General features: G+C 65.1%; 18 protein-coding genes and 1 tRNA gene. 11 read left to right on the forward strand and 8 right to left on the reverse strand.

The window, feature by feature from the left end; translation table 11 throughout:
- Window positions 1–86: 86 nt before the first annotated feature.
- Complete coding sequence (locus LV28_RS33405; RefSeq protein ID WP_023871662.1) at window positions 87–428, reverse strand: DHCW motif cupin fold protein; 342 nt, start codon at window positions 426–428, stop codon at window positions 87–89.
- Between the two features lie 275 nt (window positions 429–703).
- Window positions 704–1,084, reverse strand: coding sequence for a tautomerase family protein (locus tag LV28_RS33410; protein ID WP_023871661.1), 381 nt, complete (start codon window positions 1,082–1,084; stop codon window positions 704–706).
- A gap of 104 nt (window positions 1,085–1,188) precedes the next feature.
- On the opposite strand from LV28_RS33410, the gene LV28_RS33415 reads away from it, so the two are divergent.
- A complete protein-coding gene (locus LV28_RS33415; RefSeq protein WP_038617901.1) occupies window positions 1,189–2,046 on the forward strand; it encodes a LysR family transcriptional regulator in 858 nt (285 codons plus the stop codon).
- Between the two features lie 112 nt (window positions 2,047–2,158).
- Here LV28_RS33415 and LV28_RS33420 read toward each other — a convergent pair.
- A tRNA-Ser gene (locus tag LV28_RS33420) sits at window positions 2,159–2,248 on the reverse strand.
- Window positions 2,249–2,563: 315 nt separating this feature from the next.
- Here LV28_RS33420 and LV28_RS33425 point away from each other — a divergent pair.
- A complete protein-coding gene (locus LV28_RS33425) occupies window positions 2,564–4,297 on the forward strand; it encodes an acyl-CoA synthetase (protein ID WP_023595423.1) in 1,734 nt (577 codons plus the stop codon).
- Between the two features lie 18 nt (window positions 4,298–4,315).
- On the opposite strand, the gene hemW is transcribed toward LV28_RS33425, so the two are convergent.
- The 3 genes from hemW to rph are packed head-to-tail and all read right to left on the reverse strand — an operon-like array spanning window position 4,316 to window position 6,890.
- Complete coding sequence (hemW, locus tag LV28_RS33430; RefSeq protein WP_023595424.1) at window positions 4,316–5,536, reverse strand: radical SAM family heme chaperone HemW; 1,221 nt, start codon at window positions 5,534–5,536, stop codon at window positions 4,316–4,318.
- A gap of 5 nt (window positions 5,537–5,541) precedes the next feature.
- Window positions 5,542–6,159 (reverse strand): RdgB/HAM1 family non-canonical purine NTP pyrophosphatase, encoded by a 618-nt coding sequence (rdgB, locus tag LV28_RS33435; RefSeq protein WP_023595425.1) that lies wholly within the window; start codon window positions 6,157–6,159, stop codon window positions 5,542–5,544.
- A gap of 2 nt (window positions 6,160–6,161) precedes the next feature.
- Window positions 6,162–6,890, reverse strand: a complete 729-nt coding sequence (rph, locus tag LV28_RS33440) for a ribonuclease PH (RefSeq protein WP_023871657.1) — start codon at window positions 6,888–6,890, stop codon at window positions 6,162–6,164.
- A 212-nt stretch (window positions 6,891–7,102) separates the two neighbouring features.
- Here rph and LV28_RS33445 point away from each other — a divergent pair, with 212 nt between their 5' ends.
- The 4 genes from LV28_RS33445 to LV28_RS33460 all read left to right on the forward strand — a co-directional run bounded on the left by LV28_RS33445 (window position 7,103) and on the right by LV28_RS33460 (window position 11,496).
- Window positions 7,103–8,032 (forward strand): YicC/YloC family endoribonuclease, encoded by a 930-nt coding sequence (locus LV28_RS33445; protein ID WP_023595427.1) that lies wholly within the window; start codon window positions 7,103–7,105, stop codon window positions 8,030–8,032.
- 5 nt (window positions 8,033–8,037) lie between these two features.
- Complete coding sequence (gmk, locus tag LV28_RS33450) at window positions 8,038–8,715, forward strand: guanylate kinase (protein ID WP_023871655.1); 678 nt, start codon at window positions 8,038–8,040, stop codon at window positions 8,713–8,715.
- 90 nt (window positions 8,716–8,805) lie between these two features.
- The gene (gene rpoZ, locus LV28_RS33455; RefSeq protein WP_023595429.1) at window positions 8,806–9,012 is read left to right on the forward strand and encodes a DNA-directed RNA polymerase subunit omega; all 207 of its coding nucleotides are present in this window, start codon (window positions 8,806–8,808) and stop codon (window positions 9,010–9,012) included.
- Between the two features lie 60 nt (window positions 9,013–9,072).
- Window positions 9,073–11,496 (forward strand): RelA/SpoT family protein, encoded by a 2,424-nt coding sequence (locus LV28_RS33460; protein WP_023595430.1) that lies wholly within the window; start codon window positions 9,073–9,075, stop codon window positions 11,494–11,496.
- A gap of 13 nt (window positions 11,497–11,509) precedes the next feature.
- On the opposite strand, the gene greB is transcribed toward LV28_RS33460, so the two are convergent.
- The gene (greB, locus tag LV28_RS33465; protein WP_023595431.1) at window positions 11,510–12,073 is read right to left on the reverse strand and encodes a transcription elongation factor GreB; all 564 of its coding nucleotides are present in this window, start codon (window positions 12,071–12,073) and stop codon (window positions 11,510–11,512) included.
- A 188-nt stretch (window positions 12,074–12,261) separates the two neighbouring features.
- On the opposite strand from greB, the gene LV28_RS33470 reads away from it, so the two are divergent.
- Window positions 12,262–13,161 carry a pirin family protein gene (locus LV28_RS33470; protein ID WP_023595432.1) on the forward strand — a complete coding sequence of 300 codons (900 nt, stop codon included), beginning with the start codon at window positions 12,262–12,264 and terminating at the stop codon, window positions 13,159–13,161.
- A 120-nt stretch (window positions 13,162–13,281) separates the two neighbouring features.
- On the opposite strand, the gene LV28_RS33475 is transcribed toward LV28_RS33470, so the two are convergent.
- Window positions 13,282–15,828, reverse strand: a complete 2,547-nt coding sequence (locus tag LV28_RS33475) for a cation:proton antiporter domain-containing protein (protein WP_052408608.1) — start codon at window positions 15,826–15,828, stop codon at window positions 13,282–13,284.
- Window positions 15,829–16,021: 193 nt separating this feature from the next.
- Here LV28_RS33475 and trxA point away from each other — a divergent pair, with 193 nt between their 5' ends.
- The 4 genes from trxA to LV28_RS33495 all read left to right on the forward strand — a co-directional run bounded on the left by trxA (window position 16,022) and on the right by LV28_RS33495 (window position 19,136).
- A complete protein-coding gene (gene trxA / locus LV28_RS33480) occupies window positions 16,022–16,873 on the forward strand; it encodes a thioredoxin (RefSeq protein WP_023871652.1) in 852 nt (283 codons plus the stop codon).
- A gap of 70 nt (window positions 16,874–16,943) precedes the next feature.
- On the forward strand, window positions 16,944–17,321 hold the full coding sequence (locus tag LV28_RS33485) for a cupin domain-containing protein (protein ID WP_023871651.1): 378 nt from the start codon (window positions 16,944–16,946) through the stop codon (window positions 17,319–17,321).
- Entirely contained in the window at window positions 17,318–17,905 is a 588-nt protein-coding gene (locus LV28_RS33490; protein ID WP_023595436.1) for a P-loop nucleotide/nucleoside kinase family protein, read from the forward strand. The genes LV28_RS33485 and LV28_RS33490 overlap by 4 nt, the downstream gene beginning before the upstream one ends.
- 367 nt (window positions 17,906–18,272) lie before the next feature.
- On the forward strand, window positions 18,273–19,136 hold the full coding sequence (locus tag LV28_RS33495; RefSeq protein WP_038617896.1) for an amino acid ABC transporter substrate-binding protein: 864 nt from the start codon (window positions 18,273–18,275) through the stop codon (window positions 19,134–19,136).
- The last annotated feature ends 26 nt before the right edge of the window (window positions 19,137–19,162 follow it).

The raw sequence follows: 19,162 nt of genomic DNA on the forward strand, positions 1-19,162 counted from the left end.
TTCTCACGACGCGCACCGCCCGAATCATGCGAATCGCGGGAAGCGCCGGAATCGCCGGAAGCGCCGGAATCGGAGGAAGGGCCGGCTCAATCGACGATGAATAGCCTTGCGCCCGATTTCGTATACGACTGATGCGCTTCCGCCCCGTCTCCTACCTGGTAGCTCATGCCCGGCGTCAGGACGAACTTGCGTCCGTCTTCCAGCGTGGTTTCCAGCTCGCCATCGAGGCAAAAGAGAATGTGCCCCTTGTGGCACCAGTGATCCGCCAGATAGCCCGGCGAGTATTCCACCATCCGTACGCGGATTTGATTCGGCGCCTCACCAAAATGACGGGTGCGCCAGTAGGCGACGCCGGTTTCCCCACGGTGTTCGGTTTTCTCGACGTCCGCCCATTGCGTCGTGCCGAACGCAAATGCATCCATTTTCATTCTGTAGCCTCCGGTTGATGTCGCGAGCGCGTGCGTTCGTGCGTGAGCGAACGCGTCGCGCGGACGTCACGCTGCGATTCATTCGATCGATTCGCGACGACAGAGATTACTACACGAATGCTGCGCCGGCTCTCGGCCGGGTCGGCGAATACGCACGATCTTGCGAGATAACGATGTTGCGTTGTCCGACGGTCTTGCCAATGGGCGAATGTCGTAGCGCGTAGTCGGTGAGTGCCCGCCGAGGATGTCGTCGAACGGCGGGCGCTCACGCAAACTCAGACGTACGGTGCCAGGCCGTTGCCGAGCGACCAATTGGCCTTTTCCACCTCGATGAGGCTCACGAAAACGTCCTCCGGCCGAATGCCGGGGCTTTGGCTGAGCAACTCCGCGGTCCGTTTGAACAGCGCCAACTTCTGGTCGAGGGTTCTCGTGTTGTTGGCGGTGATCTGGATGAAGACGAGATCGTCGCTTCGGGCGATGCCGAGATACGACGGGCTGTAGCGGAAGTTTGGGGCATCGTGCTCCGTGATAGTCATGAATTGATCGTCTTCGGGCACGTTGAACGTTTCGTGCATTGCGCGACAAACGTTGTCGAGGATGGCCTGTCTGTAGGCTTCCGACTTTCCGGCGCGTAATGCGACATGGGCGAGTGGCATCGGGGGCTCCTTTTTGCGTGAGGGGTCAGCGGGAAGCCAAAGATTAAGGGCTATCTGTTATATTGAAAATCTATTAATTCTAATTTCAAAGATAAGAATTGGAAATGATTCAACGTCCTCTCGATCTTGATGCCGTCCAGGCTTTTGTTCACATTGCGGAGCTCGGCAGCTTTACGCGTGCGGCGGAAGCGATGGGGGCGACGCAGGCCGCCGTCAGTTTGAAGCTGCAACGACTGGAGGAAAGGCTCGGCTGCCGGTTGGTCGAGCGCACGCCGCGGCATGTCGAGTTGTCGTCGCAGGGGCTTTCGTTCCTCGAAAATGCCCGAGAACTGCTGGAGGTTCACAATCGCGCGCTTGCCGGGTTTGCGCAGCGTCGGCAGCGTCTTGTTATCGGAATCAGCGACCATGTCGCGGGGCCGGATCTTCCGTCGTTGATCGCGCGCATGAATGCGCAGAATCCGCAGTTGCTGATTGAGATTCGGATTGGTTCGTCGGGTGATTTGCTTCAACGGTTCGACCGGCGGGAGCTCGACGCGGTGATCGTTCGTTTTCACGCGGATCGAAGCGACGGAGAAACGTTGGCGGACGAGACATTCGGATGGTTCGCTGCGCCGACGTGGGAGCCTCGTGCCGGCGAGCCCTTGCCGCTCGTCACGCTGGCCGAGCCGTGCGGCGTGCGCGCGATGGCAGGTCAGGCGCTCGATGCGGCGGGGGTGCCGTGGACCGAGGCGTTCGTTGGCGGCGGCGTTGCAGCCGCTGCGGCGGCCGTCGTGGCCGGGCTTGGCGTTGCGGCATTGGCGCCTCGGATGTTGCCTTTGGGCGCCGTGGACGTGGGCGCGAGGCTTGGGCTTCCGGATCTGCCGCGGTTGCCGGTGGTGCTTCACTCCCGGGTGAGCGACAGCCGACAGCGCGACGCCCTCGCCACGCTCGCCGCGGCGTTCAGGAGCGTGGCGCGGAGGTGAGGGACGGGGCGGCGCGCACGCCGTTCGGACCGAAACCGGTGGTGGCGCAAACGTATGCGACGATCAATGACCGCGAATGTCAGTGAGGGCTACCGTTAAAACCAGGAAATTCTGGCGGAGGCGGTGAGATTCGAACTCACGGAAGGGTTACCCCTTCGCTGGTTTTCAAGACCAGTCCATTAAACCACTCTGGCACGCCTCCGAGGCGTTGCGCACGACGGGCTGTCGCGGCACAGGCGCCGTCCGACGGGACGGCTGGGGATGCGTGCGGTCCGGGAAGATTCGGCGTCGGGTGCCCAACGCAGACCGGTACCGCACGGCAGCCGGCATTATACCCGCTCATCACGTCGTGTGGAGCTACCTTCTCACCGAAATCACCTCGCACCCCGCTCAAATCCTAGTGTTTCCCCCGGACACCCCTTGTTTTGTCCGCCTCCGGCATGCATCATGCTTCAAGACGTGCGGTGAACGCCCTTCGCGTTCCCGTGCGAGGCCAGACATGACCCGGAGACAGCGCATGGATGCCGACACCTCCCGCGCCCACGCCAAAGAGACGTCGAATGACGCCAGCGGTGAACGCGCGACCGACGGGCAAACCGCCCAGACCGCACAGCCTTTCGCGTGGCAGATTCCCACGCTCTACAACATCGGCGTCGACGTATGCGACAAGTGGGCCGATGGCACGAATCGCCTGGCCCTCATTCACGAAAGCGCCGACGGCTCGCACGTGCGCCTCACGTTCGATACCCTCAGGCAACTCTCGAATCAACTCGCCAACGAATGGCGCGCCAACGGCGTCAAGACCGGTGACCGCATCGGCATCTTCCTGCCACAGTCGCCCGCCACGCTCGTCGCCCACGTTGCCGCCTACAAGCTCGGCGCCATCGCCGTGCCGCTCTTCACGCTCTTCGGTCCCGAAGCGCTGGCCTATCGGCTACAGAACTCCGGCGCAACCGTGCTCGTGACCGACCTCGCGAGCGTCGGCAAGATCGACGACATCCGCGCCGAATTGCCCGATCTGCGCCTGGTCTATGTCGTGCACGACGACCTTCCCGAAGCGCACCATCACGTGACGGACGATCAGGACTGGGGCGTGGCCGAAGACGGCCTGCTCGCACTCTGGCCGGCCATCGCCTCGCGTGACGCGCAATTCGAACCCGTCCAGACCCGCGCCGACGCGCCGGCGCTGATCATCTACACCTCCGGCACGACCGGCAAGCCCAAGGGCGCACTGCACGCGCATCGGGTCCTGCTCGGCCACCTGCCCGGCGTCGAAACGTCGCACAACGGGTTTCCTCAGGCGGGCGACCTCATCTGGACGCCCGCCGACTGGGCCTGGATCGGCGGACTGCTCGACGTGCTGCTGCCCGCGCTGCACCACGGCGTGCCGGTGCTCTCGCGCCGCTTCGAGAAGTTCGATCCCGTCGCCGCCTTCGACCTCATGGCGCGCCACGGTGTGCGCAACACATTCCTCCCGCCCACGGCGCTCAAAATGCTGCGCACCGTGGCGTCACCGCGCGAGCACTGGCCCCTGCAACTGCGCTCGGTCGCCAGCGGCGGCGAGTCGCTCGGCCCTGAACTGCTGGCCTGGGGGCGCGAGCATCTCGGCGTCGAGATCAACGAGTTCTACGGCCAGACGGAATGCAACATGGTGGTGTCGTCGTGCGCAGCGGAATTCCCGGCGCTGCCCGGCGCCATCGGACGCGCAGTCCGCGGCCACGACGTCACAATCGTCGACGACGACGGCAAGCCGCTGCCCGTGGGCGCCGTCGGCAACATCGCAATCGCACGCCCCAACCCGGTCATGTTCCTCGGCTACTGGCACAACCCCGACGCCACGATGGAAAAGTATCGCGGCGACTACCTGCTCACAGGCGATTCGGGATTCGTCGACGAACAGGGATACATCACCTTCACCGGGCGCTCGGACGACGTGATCACCAGCGCCGGATATCGAATCGGTCCCGGGCCGATCGAGGACTGCCTGATCCGCCATCCGTCGGTGCAGTTCGCCGCCGTGATCGGCGAGCCCGACGCGCTTCGCACGGAAATCGTGAAGGCCTTCATCGTGCTGCGCGAAGGCTACGAGCCGTCCGACACGCTCGCCAGGGAAATCCAGGACTTCGTGAAGCACCGCCTCGCGGCGCACGAATACCCGCGCAAGGTCGTCTTCCTGCCGGAGCTGCCGATGACCGTCACCGGCAAGATCATTCGAAAGGCATTGCGGGAGATGAGGACGGCACCGGGTTGAATCCGGCGCCGGCGAGGATCACGCCGGGTCGCGATCGAGGAACATGCCCTGCAGGTCGTTCAGGAAACGCTGTCCGAGCTCGGTCGGCGCGATGCGCTGCGGATCGTCGACGATCAATCCCTTCGCGACCGCCTCGCTCAGCGCCTTCGCGATGCGCGCCATCGGCAGCCCGGTGCGATCGGCGAACAGCTCGCTCTTCACGCCGTCGGTCAGTCGTAACGCGTTGAGCATGAACTCGAAGGGCAGGTCGCGCGCGTCGACCTCCCGTTCTTCCTGAATCGCGTTGCCGGCGGCCGCCGCTTCCATGAACCGCTGAGGATGCTTGTGCCGGATCTGGCGCAACACGCGGTGCGGGAACGAGATCTTGCTGTGCGCCCCCGCGCCGATGCCGAGATAATCGCCGAATTCCCAGTAATTCACGTTGTGCTTCGCGCGCCGATGCGCCCGCGCATACGCCGACACCTCATAGTGCCCGTAGCCGGCCGCGGCCGTGCGCTCGGCGATCCAGTCCTGCATGTCCGCGGCGGTGTCGTCGTCGGGCACGGTCGGCGGATACTTGTGGAATTGTGTATTCGGCTCGAGCGTCAGGTGATAGAGCGACAGATGCGGCGGCGCGAACGAGAGCGCCGTCTCCACATCCTGCCGACACTGCGCCAGCGTCTGGTTCGGCAGCGCGAACATCAGATCGAGGTTGAAGTTTTCGAAGTTCGCCTGCGCGATCTCGATGGCGTGGCGCGCTTCGTCGCCATCGTGAATGCGCCCGAGCGCCTTCAGATGCTCGCTGTTGAAACTCTGGATGCCGATCGACAGGCGATTGACGCCGCTCGCGCGGAAGCTGCGGAACTTGTCCGCCTCGAACGTGCCGGGATTCGCCTCCATCGTGATTTCGGCGTCGGCGTCGAGCGGGAGCAGGGCGCGCAGGTCCGAGAGCAGCCGGTCGAGGCCGGCTGCCGAGAGCAGGCTCGGTGTGCCCCCGCCGATAAAGACGGTGTGCACCGGACGTCCCCACACCAGCGGCAGCGCCTGCTCCAGATCCTGGCGCAGGGCGTCGAGATAGGCTTGCTCCGGAAACGCCTGCGCACCCCCGTCGCCGCGCCATTCATGCGAGTTGAAGTCGCAATACGGACACTTGCGCACGCACCACGGAAAATGCACGTACAACGACATCGGCGGCAATGCCGGAAGACTGATCTGGCCGGGCCGCAGGAAGGTCTGCACGGGCAACGTGGAGTGACTCATACCGCTTACGCCTCCCGGCCCAGCTTCTCGAGCAGCACGCGCAGGGCGCGGGCACGATGGCTATGGGCGTTTTTCACGGCGGGGTCGAGTTCGGCGGCGGTCTGATCCAGCGAGCGAATGAGGAAGTGCGGGTCGTAGCCGAAACCGTGCGCGCCGCGCGGCGTGTCGACAATCTCGCCGTCCCAGCGCCCCTCGGCAATGATCGGCTGCGGGTCGTTCGCGTGACGCACGAGCACCAGTGCGGCGAAGTAATACGCGTCGCGATAGCCGGGCGTGTCCGCGTGCGGGGCGAGTTGCTCGATCAGGTGACGATTGTTCGCGGCGTCGGATTTCTCGCGCCCGGCGCGAGCCGCATAACGCGCGGAATACACGCCGGGCGCACCGCCCAGAATCGGCACGCACAGGCCGGAGTCGTCGGCCAGCGCGGGCAGGCCGGTTGCCGCGGACGCGTGTCGAGCCTTCGCGAGCGCGTTTTCGATGAAGGTGACGTGCGGCTCCTCTGCCTCGGAAACGCCTAGCATGCCCTGCGGAATCAGCTCGATACCCAGCGGCTCGAACAACGACGCGAATTCGCGCAGCTTGCCCGGGTTGTTCGACGCCAGCACGATCTTCTGCATCGCCATCGTCAGGCTCCCAGCGCGCGCTTCTGCGCGTCGATCAACTGACGAATGCCGGCGTCGGCCAGATCGAGCAGGGCGTTGCTCTGCGCGCGTGTGAAGGGCTCGCCCTCGGCCGTTCCCTGGATTTCGACGAAGCCGCCTTCGCTCGTCATGATGACGTTCATGTCGGTGTCGCAGGCGGAGTCTTCCGCGTAGTTCAGGTCCAGCACCGGGTGCCCCTGGTACAAACCGACCGACACGGCGGCGACGTGCGCGCGAATGGGCGACGATTCGAGCTTGCCCTCGGCAATGAGTTTCGAGACGGCGTCGTGCGCCGCCACGAAGGCGCCGGTGATCGACGCGCAACGCGTGCCGCCGTCGGCCTGGATCACGTCGCAATCGATCTGGAGGGTGCGCGGGCCGAACTTCTCGAGATCGAACACGGCGCGCAGCGAGCGGCCGATCAGGCGCTGGATTTCCTGTGTGCGTCCGCTTTGCTTGCCGCGTGCGGCCTCACGGTCGCCGCGCGTGTGCGTGGCGCGCGGCAACATGCCGTACTCCGCGGTGAGCCAGCCCTGTCCGGAGTCGCGCAGGAATCCCGGCACTTTCTCTTCCACGCTGGCCGTGCAGATGACCTTCGTCTCGCCACATTCGATGAGCACCGAGCCTTCGGCGTAGCGGGTGTATTGGCGGGTGATGCGCACGGGGCGCAATGCGTCGAGCGCACGGCCGTCCGGTCGGGTGATGGGCGTCATGTGTGGGTGTCCTGCGAGGTGAATGGATGCGGCAATACCCGAATGGTATCGCTAAACGCCGCAACCTTGGCGGCACGCGCCGCCGCCGCGCGCCGATTCCTGAGCGAAGGGCCGGAAAATGCGATAATCGCGGTTCATCCATTGCATGCGAATCCGGTCGCCGCCTTGCCCCGTTGAGAATCCGTCACGCGGCCGTGGCACCGGTCACCCCGATGAAAGACAACAACATCTACAGTATGACCGGCTACGCCAGCGTCACGCGCGACATTGCGCATGCCGATGGAGCCGCAGGCGCGAGCGTGTCGGTCGAATTGCGCACGGTCAATTCGCGCTTTCTCGATCTGGCATTTCGCATGCCCGAGGAAGCGCGTGCGTGCGAGCCCGTGCTGCGCGAATCGCTCACCGCCAAGCTCTCGCGCGGCAAGGTCGACATCCGCATCAACGTGCAGCGCCCGGAGAGCGGCACGAGCGGCGCGCTCAACCTCGACGCCGTGAAGCAACTCGCCGATCTCGAGCAACAGGTGCTCAAGCTTTTCCCGGATGCGGAGCGCATGCGCACCGGCGAAATCCTCCGCTGGCCCGGGGTGCTCGGTGAGGAGTCGGTGACGGCCGAAGCGCTGCGCGACGCCGTAATCGATGCCGGGCGCGCCGCCATCGGCGAGCTCGTCGAAGTGCGCAGGCGCGAAGGCGCCCAGCTCAAGGTCAGCCTGATCGAGCGCATCGAGAAAATGGAGACGATTCTCGTCGACCTCCAGCCGATGGTGCCCGATTTGATCGCGCGTCACCAGCAGAAGATCGTCGATCGCTTGCAGGAAGCGCTGGGCGTCGTGGTGCCGGAAGGATCGGCCGCGCCCGGCAAGGACGAAATCGCCGAGCGCATCCGTCAGGAAGTGACCATGTACGGCGTGCGCATCGACGTCGCGGAAGAACTCACGCGGCTCGACGCTCACCTGAAGGAAACCCGTCATGTTCTCGAGAAGGGGGGACTGGTCGGAAAACGGCTCGACTTCATGATGCAGGAGCTCAATCGCGAAGCGAATACGCTCGGCTCGAAGGCGGCCTCGAAGGAACTTGCCGATGCGTCGATGGAGCTCAAGCTCTACATCGAGCAGATGCGAGAGCAAGTGCAGAATCTGGAGTAACCCGCATGTCCTCGCCATCCCAAGCCCCGCAAACCCCGATGCACGCCGTGTATCCCGGCAACCTGTTCATGGTGGTCGCCCCCTCTGGCGCGGGCAAGTCGACACTCGTGAACGCGCTGCTCGCGCAGGACGATGAAATTCGCCTGTCGATCTCGTGCACGACGCGCGCACCGCGTGCGAACGAGGAAGAGGGCGTGCATTACAACTTCATTTCGGTCGAACAGTTTCTCGAGCGTCGCAAGCGCGGCGAGTTTCTCGAAAGCGCGGAAGTGCATGGCAACTATTACGGCACGTCGCGCGTGTGGATCGAAGACCAGATGCGCGAAGGCCGCGACGTGCTGCTGGAGATCGATTGGCAGGGCGCGCAGCAGGTGCGCAAGCGCTTCTCGAACGCGGTCGGCATCTTCATTCTTCCGCCGTCGATCGCCGCGCTCGAGGAGCGCCTGAAAAAGCGCGGCACCGACGAGCCCAACGTGATCGCGCGACGCCTGCTCGCTGCCGGCGGCGAGATCGCCCACGCGCCCGAAGCGGACTTCATCATCATCAACGACGACTTCCAGCGCGCGCTCGCGCAGTTGCAGTCGGTATTCACCGCGACACGACTGCGTTTCCCGTCGCAATATGCGCGGCACAAGACACTGTTCACCGACCTGGACATCCACGCACCGAACGAGCCCCAGTAACCCCTTCGCATTCATCGGCGGCGCTTGCGTTTTGCGCGGGTGTTCGCCGGCTGCGATAGAATACGCCCTATATCTAGAAGGAACCTCCTTATGGCCCGAATTACCGTTGAAGACTGCCTGAAAAAGATCCCGAACCGCTTCGAGCTGGCGCTCGCCGCGACGTATCGCGCCCGCCAACTGGCGCAGGGTCATACGCCCAAGCTCGAGAACAACAAGGACAAGCCGACCGTTGTCGCGCTGCGTGAAATCGCAGCGGGTCAGGTGGGCATCGAGATGCTCAAGAAAGTGCCGGTCTGATCGGGAGACCGCACTGATGCGATGTGACGTTCCGGGCCGCTCGACGATGCAGGTACACGTATGAGTCATGCGAAATCTCCGGCCGCGTCCATCGCTGCGGATGAACCCAAAGCGGGGGAGCCGAAGCCCGAACGCAAGAAAAAGAAGGGCGAAAGCGCCACGCGGCAGTACATCGACGCGCTGCTCGAGCAGTCGTACCGGCATCTTTTCGGTCCGACGGCCACGCCCGAGCAGCCGCGCAAGCACGAGGTCGTCTCGATCGCCCGTCTGAAGGGCATGCTTGGGGAATACCTCAAGGAAAGCGACCTCGCGCAGATCAAGGAGGCATTCCAGTTCAGCGATGAAGCCCACCTGGGCCAGTATCGCCAGAGCGGACAGCCTTACATCACCCATCCCGTCGCCGTTGCCGAAATCTGTGCCGAGTGGAAACTCGACGCGCAGTCGATCATGGCCGCGCTGTTGCACGACGTGATGGAAGACCAGGGCGTGACGAAGGCCGAACTCGCCGAGCGATTCGGGCCGAAGGTCGCGGAGCTGGTCGACGGTCTGTCGAAACTCGACAAGATGGAGTTTCGCAGCCGGGAAGAGGCGCAGGCCGAGAGCTTTCGCAAGATGCTGCTGGCGATGTCGCGCGACGTTCGCGTGATCCTCGTCAAGCTTGCCGATCGGCTGCACAACATGCGCACGCTGGGCGTGACCTCGACGGAGAAGCAGCGCCGTGTGGCGCGCGAAACGCTCGACATCTACGCGCCCATCGCCCATCGTCTGGGCCTGAACAACACCTATCGCGAGCTGCAGGACCTGAGCTTCGCGAACTATTACCCGCGTCGCTACGCCGTGCTCGACAAGGCCGTGAAGGCCGCGCGCGGCAATCGGCGCGAGGTCGTGAGCAAGATTCTCGACGCCGTCGAGAAAGCCCTGAAGGACGGCGGCGTGAGCGCCGACGTCTTCGGACGCGAGAAGACGCTCTTCAGCATCTACAACAAGATGCAGGAAAAGCAGCTGTCGTTCTCGCAGGTGCTGGATGTCTACGGTTTCCGTGTCGTGGTCGAGTCCAACGCGCAGTGCTACCTGGCGCTGGGCGTGTTGCACGCGCTGTACAAGCCGGTGCCGGGCAAGTTCAAGGACTACATCGCCATCCCGAAGGTCAACGGCTACCAGTCGCTGCATACCACGCTGGTCGGCCCGTTCGGGACCCCCATCGAATTCCAGATTCGCACGCGCCGCATGCACGAGATCGCGGAAGCGGGCGTGGCGGCGCATTGGCTGTACAAGAACGGCGGCGCCGACATGAACGACGTGCAGAAGCACGCGCATCAATGGCTGCAGTCGCTGCTCGACATTCAGAGCGAGACGGGCGATTCCACAGAATTTCTCGAACACGTCAAGGTCGACCTGTTCCCCGACGCCGTCTACGTCTTCACGCCCAAGGCGCGCATCATGGCGCTGCCGCGCGGCGCCACCGCGCTCGACTTCGCCTACTCGGTGCACAGCGATCTGGGCAACCAGTGCGTGGCCGTGAAGATCAACAACGAGTTGCTGCCGCTGCGCACGGAGCTCAAGAACGGCGATATCGTGGAAGTCATCACCGCGCCTTATTCGAAGCCGAACCCGGTGTGGCTCGGTTTCGTTCGCACCGGCAAGGCGCGCTCGGCCATTCGCCATTACCTCAAGACGATGCGCTTTGCCGAATCGGTGCAGCTGGGCGAACGCCTGGTCGAGCAGGCGCTCAAGGGGTACGGCCTGACGATGGCAGAGATTACCCCGGAGATCTGGGACAAGCTCGCGCAGTGGACGGGCAACAAGGATCGACAGGACATTTTTGCCGACATCGGTCTCGGACGCCGTGTGGCCGCCGTGCTGGCCAAGCGCCTCGCGGTGCTTTCGTCGGGCAAGGAAAGCGAGAACGACACCGACAGCCCGGACGATGCGGACTCGCCGCGCAACGGCGAGGAGACCGTCGGGCCGCCAGTGCTCATTACCGGCACGGAAGGCATGTCGGTGCAGTTCTCGTCATGCTGTCGTCCGATTCCGGGTGACGCCATCATGGGCTACATCGGCATCGGGCTGGGCATGGCGATTCATACGACCGAATGCCCCGTGGCGCGTCGCATCCATCGCAAGGACCCCACGCGCTGGATCGACGTGGCATGGGCGCCGCAGCCTGGTCGACTGTTCGACGTGGGCATCAAGGTGCTGGTGCGTCACAACCGTGGCGTGTTTTCTCGGGTCGCGGCCGATATCACGGCATCGGACGCCAACATCGTGCACATTGGAATGGACGAAGTGGTGCCCGACGAATCCGCCACGCTGCGATTCCTCATTCAGGTCAGCGACCGGGTGCATCTGGCCAACGTGATGCGGCGCGTGCGCGTGAACCCGGATGTCATGCGCGTGGCGCGCGAGCGGCCGAGCGAGCGTCATCAGGAAGAGGTGCGAGCCAATCACGCCATGCGCATCACGCGCGAGCGCGGCGACTACTGACCGACGGCGGTCGTCACTCGGACGGCGGCGGATAGCGCACGTCGAGAATCTCGATCTGATCGAGTCCGGCCGGCGTGCGAAGCGGTACGGTGTCGCCGACCTTCGCCTTGGTGATGGCGCGAGCGATCGGCGAAATCCAACTCACGTGACCCCGTTCGAGATCGACCTCGTCGATGCCGACGATCATGATCGTGTGCTCGTCTCCCTTGCCGTCGGCGTACGTGACTTCCGCGCCGAAGAACACCTGATCGACATTCTCCTGACGACGCGTGTCCACCACTTCGGCGTTGTCCAGCCGACGTGTCAGGAAGCGGATGCGCCGGTCGATTTCCCGCAGGCGCCGCTTGCCGTAGATGTAATCGCCATTTTCCGAGCGGTCGCCGTTGGACGCCGCCCAGGACACGATCTTCACCACCTCCGGGCGCTGATTGTCGATGAGGTCGAGCAACTCGTCCTTCAGGCGGCGGTAGCCCGTCGGCGTGATGTAATTCTTGGTGCCCGGTGGAATCGGCGGTGCGCCGGCGTCGAGATCGTCGTCGTCGTCGCCGGTGTCTTCCTTGACGAAGGCCTTGTTCATAAGCGGATGCACGCGTCACGCGTGCGGGTAATGTCATGGGATTCCTGCATTATAGGATCGATGGGCGCGGCGCATGTGCGCAGCATGCGCCGCGTCGCGGCAATCATGCGCAGGTGTCATGGAGCCGGCCCGCAATGTCCTCTACAATCGCTTCACCCAGTCCCCCAAGACCGCAGGAGAAATGCGCCATGACCGATTCCACGAGCCCCTTCCTTGCCGTACTCAAGCCGCACACGAGCGACATCGGCGCCTTCACCGTGCAGCGCAGTCTGCCGAGCCTGCCGTTCAAGACGGTCGGGCCATTCATCTTTTTCGATCACATGGGGCCGGCCACGCTCGCGCCGGGGCAGGGCATGGACGTTCGCCCGCATCCGCACATCGGTCTTGCCACGGTCACGTATCTTTTCGACGGCGAAATCTGGCACCGCGACAGTCTCGGCAGCGATCAACGCATCACGCCGGGCGCCGTGAACTGGATGACCGCCGGGCGGGGCATCGTGCATTCCGAGCGTACCCCGGACGACGTGCGCGAGCGCGGCGGCGACGTGCACGGCATCCAGACGTGGGTGGCGCTGCCGCAGGCCGACGAAGAGGCCGAACCCACGTTTGCGCACCACGAGGCGTCGTCGTTGCCCGACATCTTCCAGCCGGGCGTGCACATGCGTCTGATTCTGGGAACGGCCTTCGGTGAGACTTCGCCGGTGAAAGTGTTTTCGCCGATCTTCTACCTGGCCGTCGACATGGCTCCCTGTGCCGCGTTCGTGCTGCCGCCCGAGTATGCCGAGCGCGCGGTCTATACCGTCGAGGGCGAAGTGACGGTCAACGACGAAGTGCTGCCCGAGCAGCGCATGGGCGTACTCGCGCCCGGGACCGACGCGCGCATCGTGGCGGGCGATCGACCGGCGCGGCTGATGCTGCTCGGCGGCGCGCCCCTCGACGGCGATCGCTTCATCTTCTGGAACTTCGTGTCATCGAGCCGTGAGCGGATCGAACAGGCCAAGGCCGCATGGACGGCCCAGCAGATGGGCAAGGTCCCGGGCGAGACGGAGTGGATCCCGCTGCCAGAGCGCAAGCCGGCGGCATCCTGAGGCTTCCCGGGGAATCGCTAGCCAGCGTGCGCGTCGTATTGTCGGAAGCGAAACGCCTGCCGCCGAATCGTTCGGCGGCAGGCGTTTTTCATGACGGCGCTCGCACCGCCGGCATGCGGATCATGCACTGAGCACGATCACCGAACAGCGGCGCTCCTCGAGCAGGCGGTGCGAGACGGCACCGAAGTTCAGGCGATCGCCGAAACGCGGCTGCACGCCGAGTACCAGCAGATTGTGTTTGCCGTGGTGAATCTGGTGCAGCACGGCGTCGTCGACCTTGCCGCCCGCGAGCAGACGCGTGCGCAGTTTCACGCCGTTTCGCTTGGCGAGCGCGTGCAGATTCTCGAGCATGGCCGCCTCCGCGGCGTCCGGGCGCAACACGCGAGGCCGCCAGCGCCGATGCAGCATGCCCGGCGCCACTCGCGCCGAGACGTGCAGGGCGGTCACCGGTGCGTTGGCGGCTCGCGCCAGCGTGATGGCGAGTTCGGCGGCATGCCGTGAGTCGTCCGTGCCCGAAACCGGCACGAGGATATTAAGCGGCGCATCGGGCTTGCGCGCGTGGTCGCCGTGGGCGAGCACGATGCCGATGGCACCGTCGAACGCCTTGGTGAGGGGCAGCACGCCCTTGGGCAACGGCAATGGCGGAACGTCGGAATCCGACTCCGACGCCTGCCCCGGCGTGTCGAATCCGGTGATGACGAAGCCGTAACCCTTGGCGATTTCGTCCGAGATGCGTGCGGCTTCGTGGCTGAGGTCCGGCTGTGCCGCCGCCTCCTCGCGCACCGCGTCCGACGGGTCGCTCGCGACGAATTCACCGGTCTCGCTGGCCTCGCTCACGCGCTTGTCGTCATGCGCTTCGCCAACAGGTTCGTGTTTCGGCACGTCTGTCGACTTGCCACGGCGGCTGGCGTCGCCAGCGTTCTCGTCGCCGGCCTGGCCGTCGTCGCTTTCCTTGACGGGGCCGTGGGGCAGGTCCGGCGTCTTCGGCGGCGCCTTGCCGGTGCGCTCGCGTAGCACGAGGCGAGCGGCCTCGCGCGACGGATTGGTGCCGGTGTCGTCCTTGACGCCGGGGGTCCCCGGTGCGCGGGGGATAGCGATTTGCGCAGCGGCCAATGCGATGTCGTAGGCGTCACGACCGGCGCCTTCCTCGTCGGCACCGATCGCCGACTTGTCCTTCGCCGGCCGCGCGGGCGAGCGTGCCGGTTCGGCGACTTCACGGGCGGTCCTGCCGCCGTCCGTGGGCGCCGCCGACGGGGCGAGCACTGTGGTGAGCGTGCCGCGAACCCCGGCCGTCAGTCCGGCGATCCAGGCGGCGAAGCGCCCATTGGCGCTGCCGTCGACGGCGACGAGAATGCGCTCGACATTCGGCAGGAAGTCCTTTTCCTCGGCCGCCTCCTTCTCGAGTCGTGCCTTCTCCTGCGCCGAGAGTGGAATGCGCACCAGCGCGCGTCGCAGCACCGGCGGCATGATGAGGGTGGTGATGAGCGCCATGATGACGATCATCGTGAACAGATCCTGGCTGAGCACGCCGAGCGACAGGCCGATGCTTGCCACGATGATCTCGGTCGAGCCGCGCGCGTTCATGCCGGTGGCCAACGCGAGTGCCTCGGCCGAGGACATCCCGCCAAGGCGCCCGCCCGCAAAGCAGCCGGTGAACTTGCCGACGCTCGCGATCAGGATCAGGCCCGCAACGAGCCCGAGCATGCGCCAATCGAGCAGAATCGTCAGGTCGACGGACAGCCCCGCCACGCCGAAGAAAACCGGGGCGAACAGGGCGACGATCAGACCGCGCAACTGTGCTTCGATCTGCTCGGAGAGAATGGGGGACTGCCCGATCATCACGCCGGCCATGAATGCACCGAGCGCGGTATGCACGCCGAGGCGGTCGGTGGCAAGCGCGAGCACGAAGGTGATCACGAGAATCGCGCTGAGTACCGGCATCTCGACGGTGAAACGGTCGTTCGTCCAGCGAATCGCCACGGCCACCGCGCGCTTGCCGACGGTGAAGCACAGCACGATGAACAACAGTGTGCCGCCCAGGCTGAACGCCAGATGCCCGAGGTCGATCGTGCCGCTCGCGCCCAGGCCGGCAATGACCGCGATGATGATCCACCCGGTGGTGTCGTCCAGAATGGCCGCCGCGAGAATGATCTGCCCGATGTTGCGGCGCAGGTAGTCGACCTCGCGGATGACCATCGCCACGACCTTGACCGAAGAGATCGAGAGCGCGGTGCCGAGGAACAGCGATGTGACGAGACGGGCCTCGGGGTGCGGCAGCAAGCTGTCGGGCAGATGCCAGCCGAGTGCGAAGCCGCAGGCGAACGGAATCACCATGCCGCCCGCCGAGGCGAAAATCGCCATGCGCTTCATGCGCCGGACCAGCCCCAGATCGGTCTCGAGCCCGGTGGAGAGCAGCAGCAACAGCACGCCCAGCTCGGAGACGGCATCGAGCATCTTCTTCTGGGTATCGCTGTCGGGAAAGACGGCATGCTGCCAGGCGGGCAGCAGCGCACCGAAGATCGACGGGCCGAGCAATACGCCGGCGAGCAACTGTCCCATGACCGCCGGCTGGCGCAGGCGCTGCATGAGCTCGCCGAGCAAGCGGCCGACGAGAACGAGCAACAGCAGTTGGGTGAAGAAAATTGCCGTGCCGTGGCTTGCGTGCATGTGCCTCCTTGCGTGTCGTGAACCCCGCCGGCGACCTGCGATCGGAGCGGGAACCCGGAGCGCCGAAGCGCGTCCGTAACGATTTGCCCAGTTTTGCGATTACCATGCTTCAAGCTGACGGCCGTTTGCCATGCGTTTTTCCATGGGTAACGGCTGCCGTCCACGCAATTTACCACGCTCGACAGACCCTATGATCGATACCAATCTCGCCAGTTTCGACGCCGACGTACTGGCCGTCTCGCATCAGGTGCCCGTGCTGGCCGACTTCTGGGCGCCTTGGTGCGGCCCATGCAATGTGCTCGGGCCGTTGCTCGAAAAGCTCGAGGCCGAAGCGCAGGGCCGTATCCGTCTCGTGAAGATCAATGCCGACGAGAACGCGCAGCTTTGCGCGGAATACGGTGTGCGCAGCCTGCCGACGGTGGTGGCCTTTGTCGACGGCGAACCCGTCGACCAGTTCGTCGGGGCGCTGCCGGAAGGGCAGCTTCGCGAGTTCATCGACCGCATCGTGCCGAACCCGGCCGACATGGCGCGTCGTGTGGCGCGCGACGCGTTGGCCGAGGGCAGGCCGGAGGTGGCGCGCGACGCCTTGCAGGCGGCGCTGGCGCTCGACCCTGCGCACGACGACGTGCGTCTCGATCTGGTCGACGTGCTGCTCGGCATGGGCGACGCGGGCGCCGCGCGCGCCGAGCTCGCATTGCTCTCGCCGCGCACGGCTGCGAGCGGCGACGCCCGGATTGCCGCACTCGGCACGCGCATCGCGGCGGCCGAGCAGGCCAGCCATCTGCCACCCGCGCCGGAGCTGCTCGCGCGGGTGCAAAGCGAGCCGGACAACCTCCAGGCGCGGCTCGATCTCGCAAATCGTTATCTGGCCGATCGTGCGTACGAACCGGCATTGCAGGCACTGCTCGATCTGGTGCGGCGCGATCGCTCGTTCGGTGACGACGCGGCACGCAAGTCGATGTTGGCCATCTTCGATGCGCTCGCCGAGACGGATCCGGCCACGGTGTCGGCGTGGCGGCGCAAGCTGAGCGCCGCGCTCAACTGATGTGCCCGGCGTTTCGACGTCTGGCGCTCCCGTGCTTCGCACTTCGTCACTTCGCGTATTGGGTACACAGATGACTGCACCTTCGCTTATCACTTTCGCTCCCGCGCAGGCGGGGGAAGCCATCTTCGATCATCCGGCCGAGGCGCGCCGCGTGCGCGGCAATCCGCAGCGTATGACGCGGCCGTTCTATACCGACGCGCTCGGCGAATTCGATTGCGGCGAATGGACGTGCGAGCCCGGTGCCTGGCGCATCGCGTTCGGCGCGCATCGCCAGGAGTTCTTCTCGGTGATCGAAGGCCGGATTCGTATCAGCGATCTCGATGGCAACGCGTCGGAATTCGGCCCGGGCGACGCCTGTGTGATCCCGGCCGGCTTCGAGGGCGTGTTCGAGGTGCTCGAACCGGTGCGCAAGCACTTCGTGATGTTCGAGCGCAAGGCGGCCGCATGACGCGCCTCATCTTTTTCTGCGGCCATGCCGGGGCGGGAAAGACCACGCTCGCCAAGCGTCTGATCCGTCCCCTCATCTCGCGCAGCGGCGAGGCGTTCTGCCTGCTCGACAAGGATACCCTGTACGGCGCCTACAGCGCCGCTGTCATGGGGGCGCTCACCGGCAATCCGAACGACCGCGACAGCCCGCTCTACCTGGAGACCCTGCGCGAGCCGGAATACGCCGGTTTGCTGGAGACCGCCCGAGAGAACTTGCGACTCGGTGTGAACGTGCTCGTCGTGGGGCCGCTCTCGCGCGAACTGCGCGAAGGGCTGCTGTTCGACCGCGGCTGGCTTGGCGTGGACGATGACGTGGGCGTGCACGTGGTGTGGGTCGATCTTGACGAGGCGCGCGCGAAGGCCCGCATCGAAAGCCGGGGCAATCCGAACGACGCCTACAAGCTCGAGCATTGGGAGGAGTATCGTTTGCGGCGCTTTCTCCCCCCGGCAGCGGCATTTCCCGGCCTGGTTCGTTTCGACAACACCGCACCCTCGCCGGAAGACGACGAGCAGTTGTTGCAGTCGCTGTTGGCGCACACGCGTTGATCGCCGCTGCTGTGCGGCCGGTGTCATACGCAAAGTGGGTTGGTCGGGAATTGTCCGAAAAGTCGCGCGTGGCGTGCGGGCGGGTGAGCCGACATTGCTAAGGTGTGGGCACTTTCCCCTTCAGGTGTCTGCGTCGACCATGTCCCTGCCGCCTTGTCTGCTTTTCCTCTCGTCTTTTCTCTCTCTCGTCTCCGGTTCGTCGAGCCATTTGTGTCGCGTTGTACGTATTGCGAACGTGCCTCGCTTTGCGAGTCTTAGGCGGCGCCTGTTGGCTGCGGGGCTGGCCGCGGTCGCGCTGACGGCACACGCCGGTGAGCCAACGCTGCCGGGAATGCCGAGGTTGTCCCATCCGCCCGAGGAGATAGCGGTGCAATGGCCTGCGCAGACGTCAGGGCCGGATGCTTCCGCCGACAGCCCGACCCTGTCGCGCATCGCACAGCGCGAACGCATCGTGCTGGGGTTTCGCCAGACGGCGGTGCCTTTCTCGTATGTGGACGCGCACGACGCCCCGACCGGGCTCGCATGGGCACTTTGCGCACGCGTCGTGGCCGCCTTGCAGCGTTCGTTGAATCTGCCCACGTTGCGTATCACGCCGGTACGCGTGATCGAGCAGATGCGTGCACCGATGGTCAAGGGCGAGGCGATCGACATCGACTGCGCGCCGTCGACGGTCACGGCCGAGCGTTCCCGGCAGGTGGCGTTCAGCCTGCCGTACTATGCCAGCGACGTTCGGCTGCTGGTGCGCCGGGGCAGCGGCATCGACGGCATCGCGCAGCTTCGCGGGCTGCGTCTCGCGGTGGTGCAGGGCACGACAGCCGAACGACTCGTGCGCGCGCGGCACGCCCAGTCCGGGTTCCAACTGTTGATGGCGCGCGATTACGACGACGCATTTCGCATGCTCGGCGCGCACCGCGCCCAGGCGCTGGCTCTGGACGAGGTGTTGCTCGAAGGCTTGCGCGCGACGAGCAAGACGCCGGGCGCGTTCGAGATCGTCGGGTCGCCGCTCGCCGACCCGCCTGAACGTTACGCGCTGGTGCTCCCGAACGACGACCCCGTTTTCAAGGCACATGTCGATGCCGCGCTCGCAGAGCTGTTTCGCAGCGGCGACATGGCGCATCTGCAAAAGACCTGGCTTCAGACCCGCGTACCGCCGCACGGTCACGAGCTCCATGTGGAACCGTCGGAGGACGTACTCGCGCTCTGGCAGGAGGGCGGTGATCTCGTCGAGTAATGGCCCGGCAGGTGCACATAAGCTAA

The sequence above is a fragment of the Pandoraea pnomenusa genome, from assembly GCF_000767615.3.
Classification (GTDB): domain Bacteria; phylum Pseudomonadota; class Gammaproteobacteria; order Burkholderiales; family Burkholderiaceae; genus Pandoraea; species Pandoraea pnomenusa.